Origin of the sequence: Nocardioides pini, from assembly GCF_026712185.1 — a bacterium.
GTDB classification, from domain to species: Bacteria; Actinomycetota; Actinomycetes; order Propionibacteriales; family Nocardioidaceae; genus Nocardioides; species Nocardioides pini.
Window position 1 is genome coordinate 685,488 of record NZ_JAPPUX010000002.1, and the last position, 24,688, is coordinate 710,175.

General features: G+C 72.6%; 27 protein-coding genes and 1 other RNA gene. 14 read left to right on the forward strand and 14 right to left on the reverse strand.

From position 1 onward, the window contains the following. Window positions 1–13: 13 nt before the first annotated feature. From NYO98_RS09380 to NYO98_RS09410, 7 genes are all read right to left on the reverse strand, one after another. Window positions 14–1,360, reverse strand: a complete 1,347-nt coding sequence (locus tag NYO98_RS09380; protein WP_268111364.1) for a glutamine synthetase family protein — start codon at window positions 1,358–1,360, stop codon at window positions 14–16. Window positions 1,361–1,414: 54 nt separating this feature from the next. Next, the gene (locus tag NYO98_RS09385) at window positions 1,415–2,173 is read right to left on the reverse strand and encodes a hypothetical protein (RefSeq protein WP_268111365.1); all 759 of its coding nucleotides are present in this window, start codon (window positions 2,171–2,173) and stop codon (window positions 1,415–1,417) included. A gap of 4 nt (window positions 2,174–2,177) precedes the next feature. Continuing rightward, a complete protein-coding gene (locus NYO98_RS09390; protein ID WP_268111367.1) occupies window positions 2,178–3,404 on the reverse strand; it encodes a hypothetical protein in 1,227 nt (408 codons plus the stop codon). Beyond that, entirely contained in the window at window positions 3,397–3,723 is a 327-nt protein-coding gene (locus NYO98_RS09395) for a hypothetical protein (protein ID WP_268111369.1), read from the reverse strand. Before NYO98_RS09395 ends, NYO98_RS09390 begins: the two co-directional genes overlap by 8 nt. Beyond that, entirely contained in the window at window positions 3,720–4,052 is a 333-nt protein-coding gene (locus tag NYO98_RS09400; RefSeq protein WP_268111370.1) for an SAV_915 family protein, read from the reverse strand. The genes NYO98_RS09395 and NYO98_RS09400 overlap by 4 nt, the downstream gene beginning before the upstream one ends. Before the next feature lie 58 nt (window positions 4,053–4,110). After that, entirely contained in the window at window positions 4,111–4,722 is a 612-nt protein-coding gene (locus tag NYO98_RS09405) for a hypothetical protein (RefSeq protein ID WP_268111371.1), read from the reverse strand. Window positions 4,723–4,802: 80 nt separating this feature from the next. After that, window positions 4,803–5,234, reverse strand: a complete 432-nt coding sequence (locus NYO98_RS09410) for a hypothetical protein (RefSeq protein WP_268111372.1) — start codon at window positions 5,232–5,234, stop codon at window positions 4,803–4,805. Between the two features lie 112 nt (window positions 5,235–5,346). Here NYO98_RS09410 and NYO98_RS09415 point away from each other — a divergent pair, with 112 nt between their 5' ends. Further along, window positions 5,347–6,051 (forward strand): response regulator transcription factor, encoded by a 705-nt coding sequence (locus tag NYO98_RS09415; protein ID WP_268111373.1) that lies wholly within the window; start codon window positions 5,347–5,349, stop codon window positions 6,049–6,051. A 1-nt stretch (window position 6,052) separates the two neighbouring features. Further along, a complete protein-coding gene (locus NYO98_RS09420; protein WP_268111374.1) occupies window positions 6,053–7,351 on the forward strand; it encodes a sensor histidine kinase in 1,299 nt (432 codons plus the stop codon). A 26-nt stretch (window positions 7,352–7,377) separates the two neighbouring features. Here NYO98_RS09420 and NYO98_RS09425 read toward each other — a convergent pair whose 3' ends face one another. The 3 genes from NYO98_RS09425 to NYO98_RS09435 form a co-directional block, all read right to left on the reverse strand. Further along, the gene (locus NYO98_RS09425; protein ID WP_268111375.1) at window positions 7,378–7,755 is read right to left on the reverse strand and encodes a hypothetical protein; all 378 of its coding nucleotides are present in this window, start codon (window positions 7,753–7,755) and stop codon (window positions 7,378–7,380) included. 30 nt (window positions 7,756–7,785) lie between these two features. Continuing rightward, window positions 7,786–8,172, reverse strand: a complete 387-nt coding sequence (locus NYO98_RS09430) for a hypothetical protein (protein WP_268111376.1) — start codon at window positions 8,170–8,172, stop codon at window positions 7,786–7,788. 231 nt (window positions 8,173–8,403) lie between these two features. Continuing rightward, complete coding sequence (locus NYO98_RS09435; RefSeq protein WP_268111378.1) at window positions 8,404–10,446, reverse strand: NAD(+) synthase; 2,043 nt, start codon at window positions 10,444–10,446, stop codon at window positions 8,404–8,406. Between the two features lie 122 nt (window positions 10,447–10,568). On the opposite strand from NYO98_RS09435, the gene NYO98_RS09440 reads away from it, so the two are divergent. The 4 genes from NYO98_RS09440 (at window position 10,569) to NYO98_RS09455 (ending at window position 14,402) form a co-directional block, all read left to right on the forward strand. Next, a complete protein-coding gene (locus tag NYO98_RS09440; RefSeq protein WP_268111379.1) occupies window positions 10,569–11,465 on the forward strand; it encodes a GNAT family N-acetyltransferase in 897 nt (298 codons plus the stop codon). Window positions 11,466–11,514: 49 nt separating this feature from the next. After that, window positions 11,515–12,678, forward strand: a complete 1,164-nt coding sequence (locus tag NYO98_RS09445) for a PQQ-dependent sugar dehydrogenase (protein WP_268111380.1) — start codon at window positions 11,515–11,517, stop codon at window positions 12,676–12,678. A 99-nt stretch (window positions 12,679–12,777) separates the two neighbouring features. After that, window positions 12,778–13,632 (forward strand): 3-methyl-2-oxobutanoate hydroxymethyltransferase, encoded by an 855-nt coding sequence (gene panB, locus NYO98_RS09450; protein WP_268111381.1) that lies wholly within the window; start codon window positions 12,778–12,780, stop codon window positions 13,630–13,632. A 125-nt stretch (window positions 13,633–13,757) separates the two neighbouring features. After that, window positions 13,758–14,402 carry a histone H1-like repetitive region-containing protein gene (locus NYO98_RS09455; protein ID WP_268111382.1) on the forward strand — a complete coding sequence of 215 codons (645 nt, stop codon included), beginning with the start codon at window positions 13,758–13,760 and terminating at the stop codon, window positions 14,400–14,402. Here the strand turns inward: NYO98_RS09455 and NYO98_RS09460 are convergent, their stop codons facing one another. Beyond that, on the reverse strand, window positions 14,403–14,627 hold the full coding sequence (locus NYO98_RS09460) for a hypothetical protein (protein ID WP_268111383.1): 225 nt from the start codon (window positions 14,625–14,627) through the stop codon (window positions 14,403–14,405). A gap of 23 nt (window positions 14,628–14,650) precedes the next feature. Here NYO98_RS09460 and map point away from each other — a divergent pair, with 23 nt between their 5' ends. The 4 genes from map to NYO98_RS09480 all read left to right on the forward strand — a co-directional run bounded on the left by map (window position 14,651) and on the right by NYO98_RS09480 (window position 17,869). Next, on the forward strand, window positions 14,651–15,499 hold the full coding sequence (gene map / locus NYO98_RS09465) for a type I methionyl aminopeptidase (protein ID WP_268111384.1): 849 nt from the start codon (window positions 14,651–14,653) through the stop codon (window positions 15,497–15,499). Window positions 15,500–15,512: 13 nt separating this feature from the next. Continuing rightward, an RNA gene (gene rnpB / locus NYO98_RS09470) (RNase P RNA component class A) lies at window positions 15,513–15,875 on the forward strand. Window positions 15,876–16,054: 179 nt separating this feature from the next. Beyond that, entirely contained in the window at window positions 16,055–16,600 is a 546-nt protein-coding gene (locus tag NYO98_RS09475; protein ID WP_268111385.1) for a hypothetical protein, read from the forward strand. 393 nt (window positions 16,601–16,993) lie between these two features. Continuing rightward, window positions 16,994–17,869, forward strand: coding sequence for an NAD(P)-dependent oxidoreductase (locus tag NYO98_RS09480; RefSeq protein ID WP_268111386.1), 876 nt, complete (start codon window positions 16,994–16,996; stop codon window positions 17,867–17,869). A 292-nt stretch (window positions 17,870–18,161) separates the two neighbouring features. On the opposite strand, the gene NYO98_RS09485 is transcribed toward NYO98_RS09480, so the two are convergent. Continuing rightward, window positions 18,162–18,383, reverse strand: coding sequence for a hypothetical protein (locus NYO98_RS09485; RefSeq protein WP_268111387.1), 222 nt, complete (start codon window positions 18,381–18,383; stop codon window positions 18,162–18,164). A 43-nt stretch (window positions 18,384–18,426) separates the two neighbouring features. Then, window positions 18,427–18,891 carry a hypothetical protein gene (locus NYO98_RS09490; protein WP_268111388.1) on the reverse strand — a complete coding sequence of 155 codons (465 nt, stop codon included), beginning with the start codon at window positions 18,889–18,891 and terminating at the stop codon, window positions 18,427–18,429. A gap of 162 nt (window positions 18,892–19,053) precedes the next feature. Here NYO98_RS09490 and NYO98_RS09495 point away from each other — a divergent pair, with 162 nt between their 5' ends. Beyond that, window positions 19,054–20,802 carry a SulP family inorganic anion transporter gene (locus tag NYO98_RS09495; RefSeq protein ID WP_268111389.1) on the forward strand — a complete coding sequence of 583 codons (1,749 nt, stop codon included), beginning with the start codon at window positions 19,054–19,056 and terminating at the stop codon, window positions 20,800–20,802. Between the two features lie 24 nt (window positions 20,803–20,826). Here the strand turns inward: NYO98_RS09495 and NYO98_RS09500 are convergent, their stop codons facing one another. Further along, window positions 20,827–21,624, reverse strand: a complete 798-nt coding sequence (locus NYO98_RS09500) for a hypothetical protein (protein WP_268111390.1) — start codon at window positions 21,622–21,624, stop codon at window positions 20,827–20,829. 38 nt (window positions 21,625–21,662) lie between these two features. On the opposite strand from NYO98_RS09500, the gene NYO98_RS09505 reads away from it, so the two are divergent. The 3 genes from NYO98_RS09505 (at window position 21,663) to NYO98_RS09515 (ending at window position 24,676) form a co-directional block, all read left to right on the forward strand. Continuing rightward, window positions 21,663–23,306, forward strand: coding sequence for an ABC-F family ATP-binding cassette domain-containing protein (locus tag NYO98_RS09505; RefSeq protein WP_268111392.1), 1,644 nt, complete (start codon window positions 21,663–21,665; stop codon window positions 23,304–23,306). A 132-nt stretch (window positions 23,307–23,438) separates the two neighbouring features. Beyond that, window positions 23,439–23,612: a hypothetical protein gene (locus tag NYO98_RS09510; RefSeq protein WP_268111393.1), complete on the forward strand. Its 174-nt coding sequence runs from the start codon at window positions 23,439–23,441 to the stop codon at window positions 23,610–23,612. 95 nt (window positions 23,613–23,707) lie between these two features. Beyond that, window positions 23,708–24,676 carry a hypothetical protein gene (locus NYO98_RS09515; RefSeq protein ID WP_268111394.1) on the forward strand — a complete coding sequence of 323 codons (969 nt, stop codon included), beginning with the start codon at window positions 23,708–23,710 and terminating at the stop codon, window positions 24,674–24,676. The last annotated feature ends 12 nt before the right edge of the window (window positions 24,677–24,688 follow it).

The following is a 24,688-nucleotide window of genomic DNA, read 5'->3' on the forward strand; positions in this document are numbered from 1 at the left end:
AGAGCCGCCGGTCTCAGAGGACCGGCAGCATCCGGTCGCGCTCGTAGGCGGAGACCTGGGTGCGGTACTCCTCCCACTCGGCGCGCTTGTTGCGCAGGAAGAAGTCGAAGACGTGCTCGCCCAGGGTCTCGGCCAGCAGCTCGGAGTCCTCGGCGATCCCGATGGCGTCCCACAGGCTGCGCGGCAGGGGCGAGATGCCCAGCGCCTTGCGCTCGCGCTCGGTGAGCGACCAGACGTCGTCCTCGGCCTCGCGCGGCAGCTCGTAGCCCTCCTCGATGCCCTTCATGCCGGCCCCGAGGACCACGGCGAAGGCGAGATAGGGGTTGCAGGCGGGGTCGATCGTGCGGAGCTCGACGCGCGTGGACTGGCCCTTGTTGGGCTTGTACATCGGCACGCGCACCATCGCGGAGCGGTTGTTGTGGCCCCAGCAGACGCCCGACGGCGCCTCGCCGCCTCCGAGGAGCCGCTTGTAGGAGTTGACCCACTGATTGGTGACGACGCTGATCTCGCTGGCGTGGCGCAGGATGCCGGCGATGAACTGCCGCCCCGTCTTCGAGAGCTGGTACTGCGCGCCGGCCTCGAAGAAGGCGTTGCGGTCGCCCTCGAAGAGCGACACGTGGGTGTGCATGCCCGACCCGGGGTGCGTCGTGAAGGGCTTGGGCATGAAGGAGGCCCAGATGCCCTGGCCGAGCGCGACCTCACGGATGACCGTGCGGAAGGTCATGATGTTGTCGGCGGTGGTGAGCGCGTCGGCGTAGCGCAGGTCGATCTCCTGCTGACCCGGGCCGCCCTCGTGGTGGCTGAACTCCACCGAGATGCCCATCGCCTCGAGCATCGTGATCGCCTCGCGGCGGAAGTCGGCGCCGCGCGACTGCGCCGTGTGGTCGAAGAACCCGCTGCGGTCCACCGGCACCGGCTCGTCGCCCTTCCCGGGCACGTCCTTGAACAGGTAGAACTCGATCTCGGGGTGGGTGTAGAAGGTGAACCCCTTGTCGGCGGCCGCGCCCAGCGTGCGCTTCAGCACGTGCCGCGGGTCGGCGTACGACGGGCTGCCGTCGGGCATCACGATGTCGCAGAACATGCGCGCCGTGGCCGGGCCGCCGTCCTCCCCCGTGCGCCAGGGCAGGATCTGGAACGTCGACGCGTCGGGGTGGGCGAGCATGTCGGACTCGTAGACGCGGGCGAAGCCCTCGATGGCGGAGCCGTCGAAGCCGATGCCCTCCTCGAAGGCGTTCTCGAGCTCGGCCGGTGCCACGCTCACGCTCTTGAGGAAGCCCAGCACGTCGGTGAACCACAGCCGCACGAACCGGACGTCACGCTCCTCGAGCGCCCGGAGCACGAAGTCCTCTTGCTTGCCCATGGCACCACCCTATTGGCACGGGCGGCCTGCGCTCGGCCGGTGTCAGCAGCCGGATCAGGACCCGGCGTCGGAGGGCGGGCCGGCGGCGACCAGCGCCTCCCGCCGGCCCCGGTCGGCGAGGTGCAGCTCGCGCAGCACGCGCCGCAGCTGCGCCTCGTCGGGCACCAGCCCGAAGCGCAGGTGGATGCCCGGCGGATCGGGCTCGCGGTCGGTCGGCAGCAGGAACCGGCTCAGCGTCCAGTGGTACGACGGCGCGCCAGCCGTCGCGGTCAGCACGAGGGCCGCCCACCGCGTGCCGAGGTTCGCGTGCTCCACGGCTCCCACGTCGTCCCACGCGAGCTCGCTGTCGATGCCGGGGCCGTGCAGCTCGACGAGGTCGGCCGAGATCCGCAGCTCGGGGCGTCGCGACCACGCACGCCACATCTCGGCCGCCAGCACCAGCAGCAGCAGCGCCGCGAGGCCGGCCGCGACGCGGACGCCCGTGCGGTCGTCCAGCACCGCGGCGAGCGCGAGCCCGAGGCCGAGGACGGTCAGCACCAGCGCGACGGCAGGCACCTGCCCCCGCTCCCCGAGCGACATCGCCCACGCCGGTCGGCCGCGGAGCTCGGTGCGCCGCCACGTCGCGACGCTCCGCCGCTGGGCGAGGACGGCCATCGCCGCCACCGACAGCATGAAGGCCCCGAGCACGAGGTTGAGCAGGCGCCGCTCCTGGCTCGTCGCGGCCACGTAGAGCGCCCCGGCGCCGATCAGGCCGGTGACCACCGCGGTGAAGATCCCGGCGGGGCGGGAGGTGAAGGCGTTGCGTCCGGCCATTCGCTCAGAAGATCGAGTCAAAGACGTCTCCCACTCCCTCGCCGATGGCACCGAACGTCTCGCCGACCTCCTCGACGCCGTCGACTACCGCGCCGCCCCAGTCGCCGAGGGTGTCGGCGCCGGAGTCGAAGAGGCTGTCGATCGCCCCGGAGGTGAAGGCGCCCACCACCGTACCGACGGCCGCGCCGACGACGACACCGGCGGCCGTGCCGACGCCCGGGATCGGGACGAAGCTGCCCACCACGCCGCCGATGTAAGCGCCCGACGCCGTGCCCGCCAGGATCGAGGCGGCGGCCGGCACCGCGTTCGAGGTGATCGCCTGGGTCGGGCCCTCCTCCTCCCAGTCGGAGGCGATGGCGTAGCCCGTGGTGGCGATGTCGATGACCCAGAGGCCGCGGGTGAGCCCCTTGGGCAGCTCCCAGTTCGACAGCGAACGTCGTGCCGACGGGTGCGCGTCGTCGAGCCGGTCGGCCTCGTCCATCAGGTCGTAGAAGTGACCCGGGTCGGTGACCCGGCCATCGGGGGTGCGCAGCGCGTCGGCGTGGGCGCGCAGCTCGGCGGCCCGGGTGAGCATCCGGTCGACCTCGCCCGAGAGGTGCGGCGTGGCGCGGCGGACGAGCTCGAGCTGGATGTTCGCGGAGATGAGCTGGCCGGCGATGCCCACGTAGTCCTTGTCGTGGCGCTGCCAGGCCGAGGCCCCGGCCTCGAGGGCGCGCTGCCAGGCGTCCCAGGCCGCCGTGGCGTCCTCGACGCACTGGTTCCACACCTCGACCTTGCGGTTGTGCCGACGGACGGCGGCGTCGCGGGCCTCCCACGCGTCCCACTCCGAGGGGGTGGCGTCGGGGGCGGGCGACTGGCCGGTGGACGGAGGCCCGTCGCCGGGGTTGCGCACCGTGAAGCCGTCCACCTCGAGGTCACCCTCGCGCGCGGCGGTGCGGACGTCGGCCATCGCGTCCTGGGCGGTGCGCATGTCGTCGGCCAGGTCGTCGACGAGCGTCGCGACGTGCCCGGTGATCGCGGCGCCCTCGTCGCCGGACCGTGCGAGCTCGCGGGCGCGTCCGCTGAACGCCGTGCCCGCCTCGCCCTGCCAGTCGCCCGCCGCGTCGCTGCGCTGCTGCGCGACCGTGGTGGCGAGGCTGTCGAAGCCGGTGCGCAGGTCCTGGCGCAGCCAGCGACCGACGGCGCGGACGTTGGCGACCTCGCCCTCGATCTCGGTGTCGAGGTCACTCATCGGCGACCAGCCCGTTCACGAGGAACGACGCCGCCTCGTGGGCGTCGACCGTCTCGACCGTGCTGTTGCAGTCCTCCACGGCAGCCGCGATCGTCGTCGACTCGAAGGCGAGCCGGGCGGCCGCGTCGCTGGCCGCGGCCAGGATCATCAGCAGCAGCGGCTCGGCCTGACCGGTGCCGCCCGCACCGGGGCGCGACGTGCCGACGGAGTCGAAGGCCGACCCCGCCTGCCCGAGCTGGTCCGCGACCCGGGTGAGGGTGGCGTGGTCGACGACGAGGCTCGAGGCGCCTCCCCCACCGCCGCCGTCCGCGGCGCTCATGCGCGCACCCCCGCCTGCGGGGCGCGACGCTCCTCGGGCACGTAGACGTCGGTGTAGACGATGTCGAAGGGACGCACGTCGTAGAGCATCTGGAGGCTCTGCAGCGGCAGCCCGAACCACGGCTGGTCCTCGCCCTGGCACGCCTGCAGCCGGTCGAGCGAGGAGTAGACGAGCAGGGCCGTGCGGCCGTCCTTGGTCTGGCGGTAGACCGCCTCGGCGTAGGTTCCGTCGGTCACGTGGGACACGCACGGGATGTAGAGGAAGGGCGGGTAGTCCCGGGGAAGCCTGCGCGGCTCCGCGGGACCGGTCGCGGTGACGTCATCGCTCATGCGGAGGATCCTGCCCCGCGACCGGCCCCGGAAAACGTCCGGGTCGTGCCCAGACCGATCAGCGGCAGATGTTGACGTCCTGCGACCCCAGCACGCCGTCCCACACCCGCCGCATCGGCGGCAGCCAGCTCTCGGTCGTCGAGGCGAAGGCGATGCTGCCGTCGACCTCCTTCTTCTGGCCGCGCACGCGCACCTTCTCCACGACGAGCGGCACCACGACCTCGCGGCTGCGCACGCCCTCCCAGCAGGCCGACGCCCTCTTCTTGGTCACGGCCTCCTCGAGGGTGACGGTGTCGCCGACGCTCTTGCCGCCGTAGCGCCACGCGACCGTGGTGCGGTAGCCGGTGAAGCCCTCCCAGGGCGCGACCACGGTGGCCGACATGCCCCAGGTGCGGCGGGTCGGGATCCGGAAGGTCACCTCGCCGTCGCGCACCTCCTTGGTGCGCGACTCCCAGACGTGGACGACGTCGGCGTCGAGGGTGCTGCGCGCGTTGACGAGCTGGACCTCGCAGCCCTCGCAGTCGTCGACGGTGAAGGTCAGCGTGGTGCGCGCGGCGCGCTGGTCCGGGTCCGGCTGGGCCTGTGCGGGCGCGGACGCCAGCGAGCCGGCCAGGAGGGCGGCGCCGGCGAGCGCGGTGGCGCGGGCCAGGACGGTGGTGCGGTGGGTCATCTCGGTCTCCCCGTGAAGTGGTGTGTCGCTGACTGGACGCACCTGCTCCTCCGAAGGTTGCACCGGGGGCGGTGGACCGTTCAGTCCTCGCCCAGCGTGTTGCGCTCGAGCTCGGCGAGCGTGGGCCGCCCGCGGTTGCAGAAGACCTCCAGGTCGACCGAGTTGCGTCCGTCGCTGAAGACGGCGTCGACGTCGTCGTCCGGCCCCTTCTCCCAGCTGACGATGCGCCAGCCGGCGTCCTCGGCGGGTCGTACGCCGACGCCGTACGCCCACGTGTCGCGGCACTCGACGACGAAGGCCCCCCACTCCCCCGAGATCTCGTCGGACACGGCCGGGCCGTCGGGCTCGGGCACCGACGCGGACGGCGCCGACACGTCGCGGGCGACCTCGTCACCGACGGGACCGCGGTCGCGGATCGTGGCGCCGACGGTGGAGACGGCGAAGACACCGACGAGCACGGCGACGACGGTGGTGGCGGCCCACAGGCCGACGAGCAGCATCCGGCGTCTCACGGGGCCATCGTGCCCGCCCGCACGTCAGCGGGAGGTGAGGCGGTGGTTAAGGCAGTGCTAAGCCTCGCCCTCGGCGCCCGGTGGGGGCGGCCGCGGACGGTACGGTCGCGGCGTGCCCGAGGTGCTGATCATCGAGGACGACGACCGGATCCGGCCGTTGCTGGTCCGTGGCCTGCGCGAGTGCGGGCACACCGTGACCTCCGCGCCCACCGGGATGGCGGGACTGCAGCTCGCGGTCGACTCCGGCCCCGACCTGGTCGTGCTCGACCTCGGGCTGCCCGACGTCGACGGCACCCAGGTGCTCTCCATGCTCCGCGCGGTCAGCCAGGTGCCGGTCATCATCGCCAGCGCCCGTGCCGACGACCCGTCCCTGGTGGGGGCGCTCGACGCGGGCGCCGACGACTACGTCGTGAAGCCGTTCACCAGCGCCCAGCTCGACGCCCGCATCCGCGCGGTGCTGCGCCGGGTCGACGCGGGCCGGCAGCGGCCGTCGACCATCACCGTCGGCGCCCTCGCCGTCGACCTCGCCGGGCGTCGGGTGCACCTCGACGGCGCCGAGGTCGACCTCACCCCGCGCGAGTTCGACCTGCTCGCCCACCTCGCCGAGCGGCCCGGGGAGGTGGTCACCAAGCGCGACCTGCTGGTGGAGGTGTGGCGCCAGCCGTGGGGCGGGTCGGACAAGACGGTCGACGTGCACCTGTCGTGGCTGCGCCGCAAGCTCGGCGAGTCCGCCGCCGCCCCTCGCTACCTGACCACGGTGCGCGGCGTCGGCGTACGGCTCGCGGCGCCCGCCACCGAGACCGGGCAGGACGGCTGAGGTGCGCCGCAGCCTCCTGGTGACGGCGGCCGCGGCCATCTCGATGGTGCTGCTGGCGATGCTGGTGCCGATGGCGATCCTCGTGCGCAGCTACGCGCTGGAGGACCGGCTGGCGCGCGCGGCCCTCGAGGTGCAGGCGGTCGAGACGGTCGTGTCCGGACAGGACGCCGGGGCCGTGGGGCAGTACGTCGACCGGCTGAACGACGCCGAGAGCAACACGCAGGTGACCGTGCTCTACCCCGACGGCCTGGAGATCGGACCCGACCGCGGGCAGGACGAGCTGGTCCTCGACGCCCGCAACACCGGCCGCGCCCGCGTCGACGACGTCCCCGGCGGGTCGCAGATCCTCGTGCCCGTGTCGCGGGGCGGCAACTCCGCCCTGCCCTCCCAGACACCGGTCATCCGGATCGTCGTCGACGAGCCGGGCCTCACCTCGGTGGTCGGCGTCGCCTGGGGCCTCCTGGCGCTGCTCGCGCTGGCGCTGCTGGCCGGTTCGCTGGTGGTGGTCGACCGCCTCGGCCGGTCGTTCGTGCTGCCCATCCGCCGACTTGCCGAGCACACGCAGACGCTCGGCCGCCCGGGCGCCGTGACTCCCGTTGCGGCGGTCGAGGGACCACCGGAGGTGCAGGAGCTGGCCGGCGCCGTCGAGCGGCTCACCGGCCGCATCCAGCTGCTCCTGGCCCGCGAGCGCGAGAGCGTCGCCGACCTGTCCCACCGCCTGCGGACGCCCGTCACCGCGCTGCGGCTGCGCGTCGAGACCGTCGACGACCCCGTCCTGCGCGACCGCCTGGCCGGGGACCTCGACGCGCTGCAGGCCACGGTCGACGAGATCGTCCGCGAGGCCCGCCGCTCCGAGCGCGAGGGCCTGGACCCGCGCACGGACGCGGTCGAGGTCATCGCGGGGCGTGTCCGCCACTGGGAGGCGCTGGCCGAGGACCAGGGCCGCACCTACGACCTCCGCCTGGCGGGGTCGGGGCCGCTGCTGCGGGCCAGCCGGGCCGACCTGGAGGCGATGGTCGACGTGCTGCTCGACAACGTCTTCTCGCACACCCCCGACGACGCCGCCGTCCGGATCACGCTCGACGCCGCCGACGACCGGGTCGAGCTCGTCGTGGAGGACGCCGGACCCGGGCTGCCCGCCGGGCTCGACGCCACCGGTCGCGGGAAGAGCGGCTCGGGCTCCACCGGGCTGGGCCTCTCCATCGCCGCCCGCACCGCCGAGGACTCCGGCGGTGCGATCACCACGGGCGCCTCGGACATGGGTGGAGCCCGGGTCGCCGTCACCTTGCGGACGGACTGACCCGGGCTCCTCCCGGTGGAACGGGCTCAGGCCACGGAGACCTTCACCGAGCAGGCGCCGCCGCCGGCCGGGGTCACCGTGAGCCTGAAGGTGTCCTTGCCCCGGGTGTTCCTGCGGAAGGTGTCGAGGTCGAGCTCACCCTCGTCGTCGGCCTCGAGGGTGCGGGACACCGCGACCTTGCCGTTGTGGCGGACCGCGACGGTCCACCGGCTGGACGCGCGGGCGTTCTCGATGTCGGCGTCGACCTCGTAGCCGCCGCGCTCGCGGTCGACGTTGAGCTCGTACGTCGCTCCGGCGCAGGTGCCGCGCCGCTCCACGTCCGCGCTGGCGGGCGCGGCCACCAGGACGGCGCTGCCGGCCGCGGCGGTGGCGACCAGGATGGTGCTGGCGATGATCTTCTTCATGGTGCTCTCCATCTCGTGGGTGGGGGCGGCTCAGGAGCCGAGGGTGGCGGTGCAGGGCTCGCCGTCGGCGGGCGTGAAGGTGACGGCGTACGTCGCGTCGCCGGGGTTGCCGTCGCTGTAGGCGTCGACGTCGATCTCGCCGTCCTCGTCGGTGGTACGGGTGCCGGTGAGCAGGGAGGTGTCGTCGCGGGTCAGCTCGACCTGCCACTCCTCGCCGGGGCCGGCCGACTGCAGCTCGGCGCTCACCTCGGTGCCGCCGTCCTCCGCCTCGGCGCTGAGCTCCCAGGTCGCCCCGCCGCACGTGCCGCGCTCGCTGGTCTGCGCCTCGACGGCGTTGCCCACGGCCCACCAGGACCCGAGCCCGACCACGACCACCGCGACCGCTGCGCCTCCGATGACTGCCTTCTTCTTCTGCACGCTTCCTCCTCCGTCGTCCGACACCGGGTGCGGCGTCGTACGAGGAGGTTCGCCCGGGCGCGGCTAACCGCGCTCCAGCCGGTCGTTAAGGGCAGGCAAAGGCGTCAGGCCGCTGCTGCTGTCGGTCGGTCTCCCCGCTCGAGCGGGGAGTCCGACACTTGGAGGCCCTGACACGCCCCTCCGAGTGTCAGGACACCCCTACAAGTGGGGGTGGGCCGGCACAGGCACCGTTCAGTCCTGCGGCACGTCCCGGTCGATCTCCGCCAGCCAGGCGGTGCCCTTCGCGTCGCTCGGCATCCGCCAGTCGCCGCGGGGGCTCATCGTGCCGCTGGGGCTGACCTTGGGGCCGTTGGGCAGCGCCGAGCGCTTGAACTGGTTGGCGAAGAACCGCTTGACGAAGACCACCAGCCAGGTGCGGACCTCCTCGAGCGAGTACGCCACCCGGGCGTCGTCGGGGAAGCCGGGCGGCCACTCGCCGGACTCGGCGTCCTTCCACGCGTGCCAGGCCAGGAAAGCGATCTTGCGCGGCCGGAAGCCGTGGCGCACCACGAGCGCGAGCGTGAAGTCCTGCAGGTTGTAGGGACCGACGGTGTCCTGCGTGGCCTGCGGCTTCTTCCCCTCCTCGACGGGGATCAGCTCGGGGGTGATCTCCAGCTCGAGGATCTCCCCGAGCACCTGGCCCACCGCCTCGTCGAACTCGCCGTGGCTGATCACCCAGCGGATGAGGTGCTGCACGAGCGTCTTCGGGACGCCGGCGTTCACCGTGTAGTGCGACATCTGGTCGCCCACGCCGTACGTGCACCAGCCGAGCGCGAGCTCGCTGAGGTCGCCGGTGCCGACGACGATGCCGCCGCGCTGGTTGGCCAGCCGGAAGAGGTAGTCGTAGCGCAGCCCGGCCTGCACGTTCTCGAAGGTGACGTCGTAGACCTTCTCGCCGCGACCGTAGGGGTGGCCGAGGTCCCGGAGCATCTGCTCGGCCGCGGGCCGGATGTCGAGCTCCTCGAAGGTGACGCCGAGCGCCTGCGAGAGCCGGGTGGCGTACGACTTGGTGGTCTCCCCCGTCGCGAAGCCGGGCATCGTGAAGGCGAGGACGTCGCTGCGCGGGCGACCGAGCCGGTCCATCGCCTTGCACGCGACGATCAGCGCGTGCGTCGAGTCGAGGCCGCCGCTGACCCCGATCACGGCCTTGGGCGACCCGATGGCGTTGAGCCGCTGCTCGAGGCCGGAGACCTGGATGTTGTAGGCCTCGTAGCAGTCGAGGGCGAGCCGCTCGGGGTCGTCGGGCACGAACGGGTAGCGGTCCACCTTGCGCAGCAGCCCGATGTCACCGGCCGGCGGCTCGAGCTCCCACTCCACGGTGCGGAACCGGTTGGTGCGCTCGTGGTGGGTGCGGCGGTTGTCGTCGAACGTGACCTGCCGCATCCGCTCCTGGCGGACCAGGTCGAGGTCGACGTCGACGACCGTGCGCCTCGGGCCGTCGGGGAACCGCTCGCTCTCCCCCAGCAGCGAGCCGCACTCGTAGACCATCGTCTGGCTGTCCCAGCTCAGGTCGGTGGTCGACTCCCCCTGCCCGGCGGCGGCATAGACGTACGCCGCCGAGCAGCGCGCGCTCGCGCTGCGGACCAGCAGCCGACGGTCCTCCGCGCGGGCGATCGTGATCGGCGACCCGCTCAGGTTGGCCAGCACCGTCGCGCCGGCCAGCGCGGCCTCCGCGCTCGGCGGCACGGGCACCCACATGTCCTCGCAGACCTCGACGTGCAGGTCGAGGCCGGGGACGTCGAGGCACCGGAAGATCAGGTCGGGGCCGAACCGGACGTCCTGGCCGGCGACGTTGATCCACTCGAGCTCGCGGTCGTCGCCGGGCGCGAACCACCGACGCTCGTAGAACTCGCGGTAGTTGGGCAGGTAGGACTTCGGGGCGACGCCGAGGATCGAGCCGCGGTGGATGACGACGGCGGCGTTGAAGACCCGGTTGCCGTGCACGACGGGGGCGCCGACCACCAGCATCGTCATCAGGTCGGCGCTGGCCGCGACGATCCCGGCGATCGCCTCCTCGACGGTGGCGAGCAGCGTGTCCTGCAGGAACAGGTCGTCCACCGAGTAGCCGGTCAGGCACAGCTCCGGGAACACCGCGACGGCGACCGAGTCGTCGTGGCAGGCCTCCGCCTGCTCGATCACGGCGGCTGCGTTGGCGACGGGATCGGCGAGGTGCACCGGCAGGGTGACTGCCGCGATCCGGGCGAAGCCCTGGGCGTAGGCGGAGTAGAAGTCCACGCCGCCACTCTAGGGAGCCGCTCCCGCGTCGGTGGTAGTCCAGTGGGAAACGGTCGTGCCGAGCCCCGGTCGACAGCAGAAACCCACTGGACTACCCCCGGCCGGCGGGACAGGCTCGCGCCATGGCCCTCGAGATCAGCCCCTGCGTCACCGACGACGACCTCGAGGAGTGGCGCCGCGTACGGATCGCGGTGATCCCCTACGAGCGCACCCAGTCCGTCGCGGAGCTCCGAGCCGACGAGACGCCGGAGCGGCTGCTGGTGGTCGCACGAGAAGACGGTGTGGTCGTCGGGTCCGGCATGGCCACCCGCTCCGAGATCGGACGCGCGGGCACCGTGATCCCCCGCGTCCTGCCCGAGCACCGCCGCCGCGGCCACGGCACCGCGCTGCTCGAGCGGCTGGTCACCCACGTCGCGGACCTCGGCCACCCGACGGTGCGCGCGGGCGCCGACGACGACGGCTCGCTCGCCTTCGCCGCCCGGTTCGGCTTCGAGGAGGTCAACCGCGAGGTCGAGCAGACCTACCGGATCGCGGGCCCCGTCGGGTCGACCCCGGCGCCGGACGGCATCGAGGTGGTCACGGCGCAGGAGCGTCCCGGGCTGTGGGAGGCGGCCTACGAGGGCTTCGGGCTCGAGGCGCTCGCCGACTTCGCCGTCGACACCCCGCTCGAGGTCAGCGCGGAGCGGTGGACGCAGTCGTGGCTCTGCGACCCGATGTTCCTCGCTCTCCACGAGGGCGAGGTGGTCGGGTGCGCCGGCCTCGGCCTCGACCCCGACCAGCCCAGCCGCGCCGAGAACGGCCTCACCGCCGTACGCCGCGACTGGCGCGGGCGCGGGCTGGCCATCCACCTCAAGCTGGTCACCCTGGCCTGGGCTGCCGAGCACGGCATCGAGGAGGTCTACACGTGGACCCAGGACGGCAACGCCGCGATGCGCGCCCTCAACGAGCGCCTCGGCTACGACACGACCATGGTCGGCATCCAGCTGGCCCGGCCCCTCGCCGGGCTGCTCGGCCACTGAGGCGTGACGGACCTTTACCGAGCGGCGGTCCTCCCCTAGCGTCGCCAGCGTGCGCCACAGCCTCGGCACCCGCCTGTCCCTGTCCACCCTCCTCGCCACCGGCGCCCTCGCGGGCGGCCTGCTGACCGGCCCGCCGCCGTCGGTCGCGACCGCTGACGCCGTGGGCCACCAGGAGGCGCGTGCCCCGCAGCTGCGCGTCCGGACGGTCGCCCGCGGGCTCCAGCACCCGTGGGACGTCCAGCAGGCCACGGGTGGTCGGCTCGTCGTCTCCGAGCGCGACCGCGCCCGCCTCAGCGTCGTGCGCCAGGGGAAGCGGCACACCCTCGCCGACCTCTCGAAGCTGGTGTGGGTCTCCGGCGAGACCGGTCTCATGTCCCTCGCCGTGGACCCCGGCGCGCGCACGCTGTGGGCGTGCCACGGCAGCGCGAGGGGTGGTCGGCACGTGCAGGTGAGCCGATGGCGCGTCGACGCGAGGTGGTCGAGACTCAGCCGCCACCGCACGATCCTGACCGGTCTCCCCTCGACCTCGGGACGCCACGGCGGCTGCCGCCTGCTCCTCGACCGCGACAGCGACGCCCTGTTCGTCGGCACCGGTGACGCCGCCGTCGGGACGAACCCGCGAGACCTCGACTCCCTCGGCGGCAAGGTGCTGCGCATCCACCGCGACACCGGCGCCCCGATGGCCGGCAACCCCTACGCCGGTGCGAGCACCGCGCGGCGCTTCGTGTGGACCTACGGCCACCGCAACGTCCAGGGCCTCGCCCAGCGCGACGACGGCTCGATGTGGTCGGTCGAGCACGGCAGCTACCGCGACGACGAGGTCAACCGGCTCGTCGCGGGCGGCGACTACGGCTGGAACCCCGTCCCGGGCTACGACGAGTCGGTCCCGATGACCGACCAGTCGCTGCCGGGCGAGCAGCAGGAGGCGGCCTGGTCCTCCGGCGAGCCGACGCTCGCCACCTCGGGCGCCTCCTGGGTCCGCGGTCCGCAGTGGGGCGCGCTCGAGGGGACGCTCGCGGTCGCAGCGCTGAAGGCCTCCGAGGTCCTGTTCCTGCGCTTCGACACGGCCGGCGGACTCGTCTCGGTCACCCGGCCGCCCCGGCTCCAGCGGCTCGGCCGGGTGCGGTCGGTCACGTCGGCCCGCGACGGCGACCTGCTCGTCACGACCGACAACGGCGTGCGCGACCGCGTCGTGCGGGTGTCGCCGCGCTGAGCGTGACCGTCACCACAGCGCCGTACCCACCGGTCGGCACTAGCCTGACGAGTGGTCCGTGGACTCCATCAGGGAGCTGCGAGATGACGAGGAGCGAGCATGCCTGAAGAGACCGCCCCCTACGGTTCCGGCCCGGCTGCTGGGCAGCAGTCCGCCCCCGTGAAGCGGGTCCGCACCCATCACCTGCGGGAGATGAAGGAGCGCGGCGAGAAGATCACGATGCTGACGGCGTACGACATGTACACCGCCGCCACCTTCGACGAGGCGGGCATCGACCTGCTGCTGGTCGGCGACTCGGCGAGCAACAACGTCTTCGGCAACGAGACCTCCCTCCCGGTCACGGTCGATGAGCTGCTCCCCCTCACCCGGGCGGTCGCGCGGTCCGCCAAGCGGGCGCTCGTCGTCGGCGACCTGCCGTTCGGCAGCTACCAGGCCTCGCCCGAGCAGGGCTACCTCACCGCGGCCCGGTTCATGAAGGAGGCCGGCGCCCACGCCGTGAAGCTCGAGGGCGGGGCCGAGATGACCCCGGTCATCGAGAAGTGCACCCGGGGAGGCATCCCAGTCATGGCCCACATCGGCTTCACCCCGCAGTCCGAGCACACCCTCGGCGGCTACCGCGTCCAGGGGCGCGGCGACGCGAGCGACCGCGTCGTCGCCGACGCGCGCGCCGTGCAGGAGGCGGGCGCGTTCGCGGTCGTCATGGAGATGGTCCCCGGCGACGTCGCGGAGCAGATCAGCAAGGAGCTGACGATCCCGACGATCGGCATCGGCGCCGGAGCCGGGTGCGACGGCCAGGTCCTCGTGTGGCAGGACGCCTTCGGCCTCCGAACGGGCCGGATGGCGCGCTTCGTCAAGCAGTACGCCGACGTGCACGGCGTGCTGCTCGAGGCGGCCAGGGCGTACGCCGACGACGTCCGCGGCGGTACCTTCCCGGGCGCCGAGCACACGTTCTGATCGCTCGCGGCGGCCCGCTGGTCAGGCCGACCAGCCCAGCCGGCGGGCACGCCGACACCCCAGCCGGTGACAACCTCGCTCCGGCGCGGCAGGATCAGGCATCCCGACGACGCGAGGAGCCTTCCGTGAGCGAGACACCGGCCGAGACGACGGCAGCGAAGACGTCCACCGCCAGGAAGAGCCCCGCGAAGAAGGCTCCTGCGAAGAAGACGGCCGCCACGAAGACGACCGCGAAGAAGACGACCGCGAAGAAGACGACCGCCACGAAGGCGACGGCAGCCACGACGTCGACCGCCAAGAAGTCCCCCGCGAAGAAGTCCCCCGCGAAGAAGTCCCCCGCGAAGAAGACCGCCACGAAGACGACGGCCAAGAAGTCCCCCGCGAAGAAGACGGCCGCCAAGAAGACGGCCGCCAAGAAGTCGGCCGCGACGACGAGTGCGGCGCCGACCAGGAAGAACGCGACCGACAAGCCGGTGGCCGCCGCGGCACGTCGCTCCCACGCCGACCGCGCCGCCGACGTCGGAGGGCAGGCGGTCGCGACGGCCGCGACGATCCAGAAGGTCGCGCGGGACACCGCGGAGCGGGTGGCCGCCGAGACGGCCGCGCGCGTGAGCAAGCAGTACGAGGCGGCGATCGCCGAGCTCACCAAGACGCTCGACAAGAACACCAAGCGGGCGCTGAAGAGCGTCCGTGCCGCCGCGGACGTCGCTCAGGCGGCCAACCCCGTCACGGGCAAGAAGAACAAGAAGAAGAAGAAGAAGAAGAAGTGATCAGCTGTCCGGTGTGCCGTCGGTGATGCCGTCTCCCGAGCCGGGGCCGTCGTCGTTCCACTTCGGGTCGTTGTCCCACTCCTCGTTGCGCTCCTCGACCTTCTCGAGCGCGCGCGAGGCCTCGGCGGACGTCGCGTAGGGGCCGAGGCGGTCGCTGTTCCGGCAGCCGTCCCTCCCCTCGACGGTGTGGTGCGTCAGGCAGAACCAGTATTCGTTCTCGCTCATGGGCCGAAACTACACTCGCGCCCGTGCCTGCCGTATCCCCCGCAGAGGTATCTGCGCGTCGTGCCGTGCCCGCCCACATCGCCCGTCCGGAGTACGTCGACCAGCCGGCGCCGCAGCGCTTCACCGGCGAGGAGGTCAAGGACGCCGAGACCATCGAGCGCATGCGGGTCGCGGGCCGCCTGGCCGCCCAGGCCCGCGACCTCGTCGGCTCCCACGTCGTACCCGGTGTCACCACCGACGAGCTCGACCGGATCGGCCACGAGTTCCTCCTCGACCACGGCGCCTACCCCTCGACGCTCGGCTACCGCGGCTTCCCGAAGTCGCTGTGCTCGAGCGTCAACGAGGTGATCTGCCACGGCATCCCCGACGCGCGCGTCGTCGAGGACGGCGACATCGTCAACATCGACATCACCGCCTTCATCGGCGGCGTGCACGGCGACACCAACGCCACCTTCCTCGCCGGCGACGTCGACGAGGAGTCGCGGCTGCTCGTCGAGCGCACCAAGGAGGCGCTCGACCGGGCGATCAAGGCGGTCAAGCCGGGGCGCCGGGTCAACGTCATCGGGCGCGTCATCGAGGCGTACGCCAAGCGGTTCGGCTACGGCGTCGTCCGCGACTTCACCGGCCACGGCATCGGCACGTCGTTCCACTCCGGCCTGATCATCCCCCACTACGACGACGAGCGCTTCGACGACGAGATCCGGGTCGGCATGACCTTCACGATCGAGCCGATGCTCAACCTCGGCACGCCCGACTACGACATGTGGGACGACGGCTGGACCGTCGTCACCAAGGACCGCCGCCGCTCCGCGCAGTTCGAGCACACCCTGCTCGTCACCGAGGATGGCGCCGAGGTGCTGACGCACCCCTAGACTCCTCGGTGAGTGGGTCGGCCGGGCGGCCGCGGCTCGCCGCTCCGGTGGCGGGTCGAGGAAGGTCCGGGCTCCACAGGGCAGGGTGGTGGCCAACAGCCACCCGGGGCAACCCGCGGGATCAGTGCCACAGAGAACAGACCGCCGGTCTCCGGACCGGTAAGGGTGAAACGGTGGTGCAAGAGACCACCAGTGCGCCGGGCGACCGGCGCAGCTAGGCAAACCCCACCCGGAGCAAGATCAGACAGGATGCGTCCGAGGGCGGCCCGCCCGAGCATCCGGGTAGATCGCACCAGGCGGCCGGCAACGGTCGTCGCAGATGGATGGTCGCCCCCGCATTGCGGGACAGAACCCGGCCTACAGGCCGACCCACTCCCTCCACGCGCCTCCCTCCGCGCGCCTCCCTCCACGCGCCTCACGCCTTCGCATCGACCCTCCCCGACGACGGCTCGTCGTCCCCGGTTCGCGGGAAAAGTGCGCGGCACCGGGTCGGCCCGTCCGGCCGCGCTCGACGCTGGGGACCTACGTGGTCTGACCCGGCGAGGAGGGATCCACATGGCCATCGCGATCGTGCATCCCGGGGCACGACTTCTCGCGCCCGCCCTCGACGCCCTGGCCGATGTCGTCGCCGGTGACTGGACGTGTGCGGCACGACTGTGTGCCGTCCGGCTGCGAGACCCCGATGCCTGCGCGCTCGACCTCGCCGTCGCGGCGGCGCGCGCCGGAGTCACCTGCGGCTGTCGCCAGCCGTACCGGTACCGCCTCCACCACCGCATGCTCGTCGTCGACGAGCACCCGTCCCTGCTGTCCACCGCGCTCGACCTGCAGGTGCGGCTGGTGATGGGACAGTGGGACGCACTCGAGCTGGTCACTCCGCCGAGCGGGAGACCGGTGCAGGGGTGGCGCGCTCCTGAGGTGCTCGAGGTGCGGGTCCGCCACCAGCGCCCCGACGCCTGGACCAGCCTCTACGCGAGCCGGAACCTGTCCGTGGCGCCCACGGCCGCACGGTTGGCGCACCACGTCCTGACGAAGCTCGACGGTGGCGTCGTGCGCCACCGCTACGACGTGCCGGCCGGGCCCGCATCCGTGCACGTCGCGTGACGAGCGGATCAGCAGGCGATCGGGGACACGACGGAAAGAGCCCAGCTGGAGTGCTGCCAGCTGGGCTCCGAGTGCCGACAACCCCCGAAGTCGGCTCCCTCCGTCGTCCCGTCGAAGGGGACAGGCCCCACGGTAGGAGGGCCGCTGCCCCGCTCGCGGCGACTTGACCGTTCCTTCGACGTCACGGCAGGAAACTCGTGAGGTGGTACAGCCGCTGGACCAGACGGCTGGCGCCCTGGCCGCGAACGTGGCGCCAAATCGGCGACGGCTGGCCGGATGCGCGCTGGTCCGCGCCCGCTGCGGACCGGCACGCTGGACCACGGTACGGCCGGGGGCTGAGCGCCTCCGGCAACGTCGCGGAGATCGGCGGTGCACGAGTCGCAGGAGGCGTTGATGAGTGTCGGATTCATCGGGCTCGGGCACATGGGCCTGCCCATGGCCCTCAACATGGCCCGTGCGGGCACCCCTCTGGTGGTGTGGAACCGGTCCCCCGGCAAGGCGGACCTGGTGGCCCGTGCCGGCGCCACGGTCGCCAGCAGCCCCGCTCAGGTGCTGCGCGACGCGAGGACGGTGTTCCTGATGCTGGCGAACGGCGCGGCCATCGACGAGGTGCTGGAACGTGGCACGCCCCGCTTCGCCCAGATGGTGGCCGGTCGGACGCTGGTCCACATGGGCACGACCGCGGCGTCGTACTCGGAGCGACTCTCCGCGGACACCACGTCGGCCGGTGGCCGCTACGTCGAGGCGCCGGTGTCGGGGTCGCGTCGCCCCGCGGAGGCCGGTGAGCTGGTGGGGATGGTGGCCGGCCCGGACGCAGCCGTGGACAAGGTGCTCCCCCTGCTCGCACCGCTGTGCTCGACCACGGTCACGTGCGGTCAGGTCCCGAACGCGACCCGGATGAAGCTGGCAGTCAACCTCTTCCTCATCACCCAGGTCACCGGGCTGGCCGAGGCGTTCCACTTCGCCGAGAAGCACGGCCTGGACCTCGAGACCTTCCGTTCGGTGCTGGACTCCGGACCCATGGCCAGCAGCGTCTCCCGGATCAAGCTGGAGAAGCTGGTGCGGGGCGACTTCGAGACGCAGGCATCGATCAGTGACGTGCACTACAACAGCCGTCTCGTGGCGGAGGCAGCGAGTCGTGCCCGCATGTCCTCGCCTGTCATCGACACGTGCCGAGACCTGTTCGCGGAGGCCGAACGGCTGGGCCACGGCCGTGCGGACATGGTCGCGGTGCTGCGAGCGTTGGAGGCGCGCACCGAAGCCAGGTGACCGCCGGAGGGGGTGAACGCCCCGCCCGGCACGTGGCCGGGCGGGGCCGACCGACGGCCCCCCACGGCCCGTACGGTCACGTCGGCACCCCCCACTCGAGGCGGCAGCCTGCGCCCGCCGCTGGGAGCCGGCTGGCGCGGGACCCGCCCGAAGGTCGGCTGGAAGCACCTGGGGCTGGGGTCCTGGCAACGACCGTAGGCCCGGCCGTCAGCCGACGCGACCGGTGTGCGCGACTCGTTCCGCACTTGTGGATCGGCTGTATCGGTCTCCAACGGTCTGCATCAGCCGCGGCTCACGTCCTGCCGTCGGCCGGTCGGACCAGCGCAGCCGACACCCACGACTGGGACAGGACCACCTCGGAGCCGGTGCCGGTCGAGTACGACTCCACCCGGACGACCCATGCCTCCCATCCGCGACGGTCGGAGCGGCGCCACGCGAGCAGCACGCCCGGGGACGGCACCGACCACCTGCCGGTGAGGTCGACCCACACGTGGAACGGGGGCTGGCGCGGCACCCACACACGATAGAACATGTGTTCGATCGACCGCCTGCAGTCGTCACCATTCCCCGGTCAGGAGGATGCGCCACGCCGGCGCATACCGTCCGTGGACAGCCCTCATCTGCCACGGCTCCGGACCGTCGGTCACTCCTGTCCGCTCATGGACGAGACGGAGGACCTCTGCCAGCACGGGGTCGCGCCACCGCTCGTGTTCATCGACGTCGAGCACGTCGGGCATCGCACTGCCGCGGCGGGTCCGACGGGCCGCGTGCCGCGGACGCCCTTCCAGGTGTTCCAGCACTCCCAGCACGAGGTGCGCGTCCGCGGCGGGACCACCGGGCCACAGGAGGTCCATGACCTCCGGCGCAGCGCGGAGTCGGGCGAACCGCGGGGAGAGGTCCGCGACGGTCGTCGGCGTCAGTGCCAGCGCCGCACCCCACAGCTCGTCCTCGCCGTACCACCAGAGCACCCGCGCCAGGGACAGCGGCGACGTGATGACGTACTCGACCGGGCGCAGGGGCACGCGGTCATCATCCGCCCCAACTGCTCCCCCCGGCAGCCTCCGGGCACGCGGTCGGCCGATCGAAGTCACCCGGTCCAGATGGTGCGACCTCACCGTGCGGGGTGGTGTCCTCGAGGTGTCGACCAGGCCCGTGCCGGACGGGGACGACCGAGAGGAGACGCAGTGGCTGCGCACGCGACCTCCCGTCTCGGTGCCCTCCCCCGCGCGGTGCCAGGGCTGGCGATGCTGCGCTCCTACCGGCCGTCCCTGCTCGGCAAGGACCTGGTCGCCGGTCTCGTGCTCACGACGCTGCTGGTCCCGCAGGGGATGGCGTACGCCGAGCTGGCGGGCCTGCCCGCGATCACCGGCCTCTACACGACCATCCTCGCGCTGCTCGGCTACGCGTTGTTCGGTCCGTCACGGGTGCTCGTCCTCGGTCCGGACTCGTCGCTCGGGCCGATGATCGCGGCGGTCGTCGTCCCGCTCGTCGCGAGCGACGGCGACACCGGGACGGCCGTCGCCTACGCATCCGTGCTCGCCCTCATGGTGGGTGCCATCACCGTCCTCGCCGGAGTCTTCAAGCTCGGGTTCATCGCCGACCTCCTCTCGAGGCCGACCCAGATCGGGTACATGAACGGCCTCGCGCTGACGATCTTGGTCAGCCAGCTGCCCAAGCTGTTCGGGTTCTCCGTCGACGCGGACGGCCTGATCGGCGAGGCGGTCGCGTTCGCCGAGGCGGTCAGCGACGGGGAGACCGTCGGAGCCGCGCTGGCGGTCGGGGCAGCCTGCCTGGTCCTGATCACGGGGCTTCAGCACCTGTGGCCGATCTTCCCGGCCGTGCTCGCCGCCGTCGTCCTCGCGATCGCAGCCGTTGCCGTGTTCGACCTCGCGGACCGGGGCGTCGAGCTGGTCGGCGAGCTCCCCTCGGGCTTTCCGCCCCTCACGCTGCCGACGGTGCCGATCGGCGACCTGGGGCTCCTGCTCGCCGGTGCGCTCGGCATCTCGCTGGTCTCCCTCACCGACACCATCTCGACCGCATCCGTGTTCGCCGACAAGACCGGGGAGGAGCTCGACGGGGACCGCGAGATGATCGGGGTCGGCGCGGCCAGCATCGCCGCCGGGTGCTTCCAGGGGTTCCCCGTCAGCACCAGTGGCTCACGGACCGCGGTCGCGTTCCAGAGCGGCGCCCGGACGCAGGTCACCGGCCTGGTGGGAGCGGCCGCGATCATCACCGTGCTGGTCGCCGCGCCCGGGCTGCTCCGCAACCTCCCCCAGCCGGCGCTCGCAGCCGTCGTCATCGCCGCGTCGCTGTCCCTCGCCGACATCGCCGGGCTACGCCGGCTCCGGCGCCAACGCCGCTCCGACTTCGTCCTCGCCCTCGTGGCGTTCCTCAGCGTCGCCCTCCTCGGGGTGCTGTACGGCATCGCGGCGGCCGTCGGCCTGTCGATCCTCAACGTGTTCCGCCGGGTGTGGTGGCCCCACCAGGCGATCCTCGGTCGCGCGAGCGGCCTCCGCGGCTACCACGACACCGCCTACCGGGAGACCACCGAGCACCTGCCCGGTCTGGCGATCTACCGGTTCGACGCACCGCTGCTGTTCGCGAACGCACGCACGTTCCGCAACCAGGTGCGCCGTCTCGCAGCGATGGAGCCGCGGCCCGTGTGGATCATCGTCGCGGCCGAACCGATCACCGACGTCGACACCACCGCAGCGGACATGCTCGCCGACCTCGACACCGAGCTCGACGAGGCGGGGACGCGGCTGGTCTTCGCCGAGCTGAAGGACGCCGTGCAGGCCAAGGTCAGGACCTACGGGCTCGCCGCTCTCAGCGACGACCGCTTCTACGCGACCATCCGGACCGCGGTCGAGGCCTACGCAGCCACGCACGCGGTCACCTGGGTGCCGGGGTCGAGCCCCTACCGCCTGGACTGACGGACGCGGTCGAACGACGGCGACTCAGAAGCCCATGTCGAAGCCGCCGCCGTCGAACCCGCCGTCGAACCCGCCACCGTCGCCGCCGTCGAACCCGCCGCCGTCGCCACCGTCGCCTCCGTCGCCTCCGCCGTCGCCGCCGTCGCCGCCGTCGTAACCGCTGCCGAAGTCGCTGAACATCATGCCGCCCATGAACATCCAGGTCATCGGACCGAAGGCGCCGAAATAGCCCATCGCGTAGGGCTCGTAGGCGCGACCGCCCTGCCAGTACGGGACCCTCTGCGGCCCGACCATCACCTTGCGCACGTCGGGCTCGGCGCCGGCCCGGACGCGCTCGACGTCGAGGGCGCAGGCAGGCACGTCCCGCTCGACACCGTCCGGGGGGACGAACGCGACGTCGGCCACGGAGGGGCCGTGACGGGGGTCGAAGAAGCACGGCGGCCGCCGGGTCGGCAGCGCCTCGCCCGCGACGCGGGCGCGCACGCACGCGATGGCGTAGCGACCGTCCTCGACGATCGACGTGACGTGCCGGATGTCGTCGGGCCCGGTGATCGAGTCACCGGCCGTCTTGGCGGACTCGTAGGCGTCGAGCGCCCGCTGGTAGTCGGCGGTGGCACCGGCGTCGAGCTCGTGCCCGGTCATCTCCAGGTCGAGCTGCTGCAGGTCCTCGCCGAACGCGGTGATGTCCTCGAAGGCCAGCTTCCGCACCGGGGCGAGCTCGTCCTCCCGCCGGGTCAGCTCACGCGCCTGGTTGCGGCGCGACACACCGACCGCGACGGCGCCGATCGCCGCGAGGACGACCAGGATCAGGATGAGGTCCATGTCGAGAGCCTACGTCCGGCGTCGCTAGGCTCCCTCGCGTGAACGCCACCCTCGTCGCGAAGGACCTGTCCGGCGGGCACGGGCACCGGGTCCTCTTCGAGGGCCTCGACCTCACGGTCGCTCCGGGCGACGTGATCGGCGTCGTCGGCGCCAACGGGGCCGGGAAGTCGACCCTGCTGTCCCTGCTCGGCGGGGTGGTGCAGCCGATGGCCGGGTCCGTCGAGTGCGCGCCGCGCGACGCCTTCGTGGGGTGGCTGCCGCAGGAGCACGAGCGGATGCCCGGGGAGACGGTCGCGCACTACGTCGCGCGGCGCACGGGTGCGGCCGAGGCGACCGCGGCGATGGAGGCCGCCGCCGGCGCGCTCGGCTCGGGCGAGCCGGGGGCGGACGACGCCTACGCGGTGGCGTACGACCGGTGGCTGGCCAGCGGGGCCACCGACCTCGAGGACAGGATCGCGCCGGTGCTGGCCGACCTCGGCATCGAGGTGGGTCCCGACGCCCTGATGACCTCCCTGTCCGGCGGTCAGGCCGCACGGGTCGCGCTCGCCGCGCTCCTGCTCAGCCGCTTCGACGTCGTCCTGCTCGACGAGCCGACCAACGACCTCGACCTCGACGGGCTGGCGCGCCTCGAGGCGTTCGTGCAGGGGCTGCGCGGCGGCGTCGTGCTCGTGTCGCACGACCGCGAGTTCCTCGCGCGATGCGTCACCCGGATCGTCGAGCTGGACCTGGCCCAGGGCAAGGTCGCCGTCCACGACGGCGGCTACGACTCCTTCCTCGAGGAGCGAGCCGTCGCCCGGCGTCACGCCAGGGAGGCCTACGAGCAGTACGCCGAGACCCGGGCCGACCTCGTGAAGCGGGCACGCACCCAGCGGGAGTGGAGCTCGCAGGGTGTGCGCAACGCGATGCGCAAGAACCCCGACAACGACAAGATCCGGCGGCGGGCGGCCACCGAGTCGTCGGAGAAGCAGGCGCAGAAGGTCCGCCAGATGGAGTCGCGGATCGCGCGCCTGGAGGAGGTCGAGGAGCCGCGCAAGGAGTGGGCCCTTCAGTTCGACATCGCTGCAGCGCCGCGCTCGAGCCAGGTCGTCGCGACCCTCAACGACGCGACCCGGACCTTGGGCGACTTCACCCTCGGTCCGGTCTCCGCGCAGGTGGACGCCGGCGACCGGATCGGCATCACCGGCCCCAACGGGGCGGGCAAGACCACGCTCCTGCGACTGCTGCTCGGGCGCGACACCCCCGACACCGGCACCGCCTCGCTGGGCGCGTCGGTCGCCGTCGGCCTGATCGACCAGGCCCGCACGGGCCTCGCCGAGGAGCTGCCCCTCGGCGCCGCCTTCGAGGCCGTCGTGCCGGAGATGACCCAGGCCGAGGTGCGCACCCTGCTCGCGAAGTTCGGTCTCAAGGCCGACCAGGTCACCAGCCCGGTGGGCCGCCTCTCCCCCGGCGAGCGGACCCGCGCGGCGATGGCGCTGCTCCAGGCACGCGGGGTGAACCTGCTGGTCCTCGACGAGCCGACCAACCACCTGGACCTGCCCGCCATCGAGCAGCTCGAGCAGGCCCTGGCGTCGTACGACGGTGCGCTGCTGCTGGTCTCGCACGACCGCCGCCTGCTGGAGAACGTGCGGCTGCACCAGCGGTGGGAGGTCGACGGCGGCCGCGTCGTCGTACGCCGGTCCTGACGGGCGGACCTCCTCACCGCGCCCGGCGCCCCTCCTCCGCGGGCAGACGCCGCTGGCGCCTGGGAGGAAACTCCGTCTGATCTGGGGTCACCGTGGGAGGCGCGGGGACGGGGTCCCACCCACAGTGAGGAGGTGGGCAACCGGCACTCCACCACACGCGGAGCAGCGGCCGACGCGGCCGCCACGCTCGCCGTCCTCGTCGTGGGGTCGTCGCTGCTGGCGATGACCGCGCCGCTGGTCTCGGCACTCGCGGTTGCCCTGACCGCCCTCGTCTACGTCCCGGTGCGGGCGCACCGAGCCGCCTAGCCCACCTTGTACCTGCGCGACGGGTGCGCTATCCCTCGAGTGTGGGGCCGCGTCGAGCCGCCATCCCTGTGCAGCCCCCGGTGAGGAGCACGGCCATGGATGAACCGCAGCACCCTCTCGAGGCGCGGGAGGTCGATCCGGCGCTCCTCGAGCTCCCGACCTCGCCCGCGCCGTCCACGCACGGCATGGCCCACGTCCAGGACGCGCTCCGGGCGACCGGGCTGGAGTCCGAGGTCGCCGAGGTCCTCCCGACGCGGGGCGGCCACGGGGCCGACCGCATCTGGGACGTCTGGACCGACGTCACGTGGTCGGACGCCTTCCGCGCGAAGCCGACCCTCGACCTCGACGTCGAGCTGGACCGGTTCCGGTGGCCGGCGTCGCTGTACATCCCCAGGGACGCCGACTACCGCGACCACTGGATGGTGCCGCCCCCCGACCGGCAGCGGTATGCCCTGGCGTGGCCGGCGCCGGGCAGCACGACGCGGCCGGACTGGGCGTCGGCGCAGACCGGCGACCTGTTCGCGTACGCGATCGTGCCGTGGACCTCGCCCGCCGACGACACCCGCGGGGAAGCGGGGATCGGGATCCGTTACTCCCCGGCGTTCACGCTCGGCACCGTGGACTTCGAGCCGATGGTCAATGTTCGCGACGGCATGCTCGCCGCGGTCCTCGACTACTACCCCACCCTCTCCGCGGGCCACGTGACGCTACGAGCGAGCGTCGTGCTCGCCTCGTGGCAGGTGATCCCCGGTGGCTTCGACCTGCTCGACCACGCCGTGCTCCCGGTCGCGGGCATCACGCGCGACCAGAGCTTCGGACCCGAGCGCGCCCGGCTGCCGGGCTCGCTCTTCACACCTCGCCCGTTCCGGAAGCGCTTCCTCGTGCAGGCCGGGCGGGAGTACCTCTTCGGGGTCGTGGGCCGGGTCGAGGCGATGTCGACGCTCACCGACCCCCAGGGGCGGCCCCTGACAGGGACCGACGGCAGCAACTTCAAGGTCTACACGTGGATCACGCTCGGCATCCCATACATGACCGTCGACACCGTCCAGGTGCACATCCCCTAGCCGCGATCGACG

Bases quoted from the DNA above. Each gene is read 5' to 3' on its own strand.
- NYO98_RS09380 (WP_268111364.1), bottom strand. From the start codon at position 1,360: ATGGGCAAGCAAGAGGACTTCGTGCTCCGGGCGCTCGAGGAGCGTGAC.
- NYO98_RS09385 (WP_268111365.1), bottom strand. From the start codon at position 2,173: ATGGCCGGACGCAACGCCTTCACCTCCCGCCCCGCCGGGATCTTCACC.
- NYO98_RS09390 (WP_268111367.1), bottom strand. From the start codon at position 3,404: ATGAGTGACCTCGACACCGAGATCGAGGGCGAGGTCGCCAACGTCCGC.
- NYO98_RS09395 (WP_268111369.1), bottom strand. From the start codon at position 3,723: ATGAGCGCCGCGGACGGCGGCGGTGGGGGAGGCGCCTCGAGCCTCGTC.
- NYO98_RS09400 (WP_268111370.1), bottom strand. From the start codon at position 4,052: ATGAGCGATGACGTCACCGCGACCGGTCCCGCGGAGCCGCGCAGGCTT.
- NYO98_RS09405 (WP_268111371.1), bottom strand. From the start codon at position 4,722: ATGACCCACCGCACCACCGTCCTGGCCCGCGCCACCGCGCTCGCCGGC.
- NYO98_RS09425 (WP_268111375.1), bottom strand. From the start codon at position 7,755: ATGAAGAAGATCATCGCCAGCACCATCCTGGTCGCCACCGCCGCGGCC.
- NYO98_RS09440 (WP_268111379.1), top strand. From the start codon at position 10,569: ATGGCCCTCGAGATCAGCCCCTGCGTCACCGACGACGACCTCGAGGAG.
- panB (WP_268111381.1), top strand. From the start codon at position 12,778: ATGCCTGAAGAGACCGCCCCCTACGGTTCCGGCCCGGCTGCTGGGCAG.
- NYO98_RS09460 (WP_268111383.1), bottom strand. From the start codon at position 14,627: ATGAGCGAGAACGAATACTGGTTCTGCCTGACGCACCACACCGTCGAG.
- NYO98_RS09475 (WP_268111385.1), top strand. From the start codon at position 16,055: ATGGCCATCGCGATCGTGCATCCCGGGGCACGACTTCTCGCGCCCGCC.
- NYO98_RS09480 (WP_268111386.1), top strand. From the start codon at position 16,994: ATGAGTGTCGGATTCATCGGGCTCGGGCACATGGGCCTGCCCATGGCC.
- NYO98_RS09500 (WP_268111390.1), bottom strand. From the start codon at position 21,624: ATGGACCTCATCCTGATCCTGGTCGTCCTCGCGGCGATCGGCGCCGTC.
- NYO98_RS09515 (WP_268111394.1), top strand. From the start codon at position 23,708: ATGGATGAACCGCAGCACCCTCTCGAGGCGCGGGAGGTCGATCCGGCG.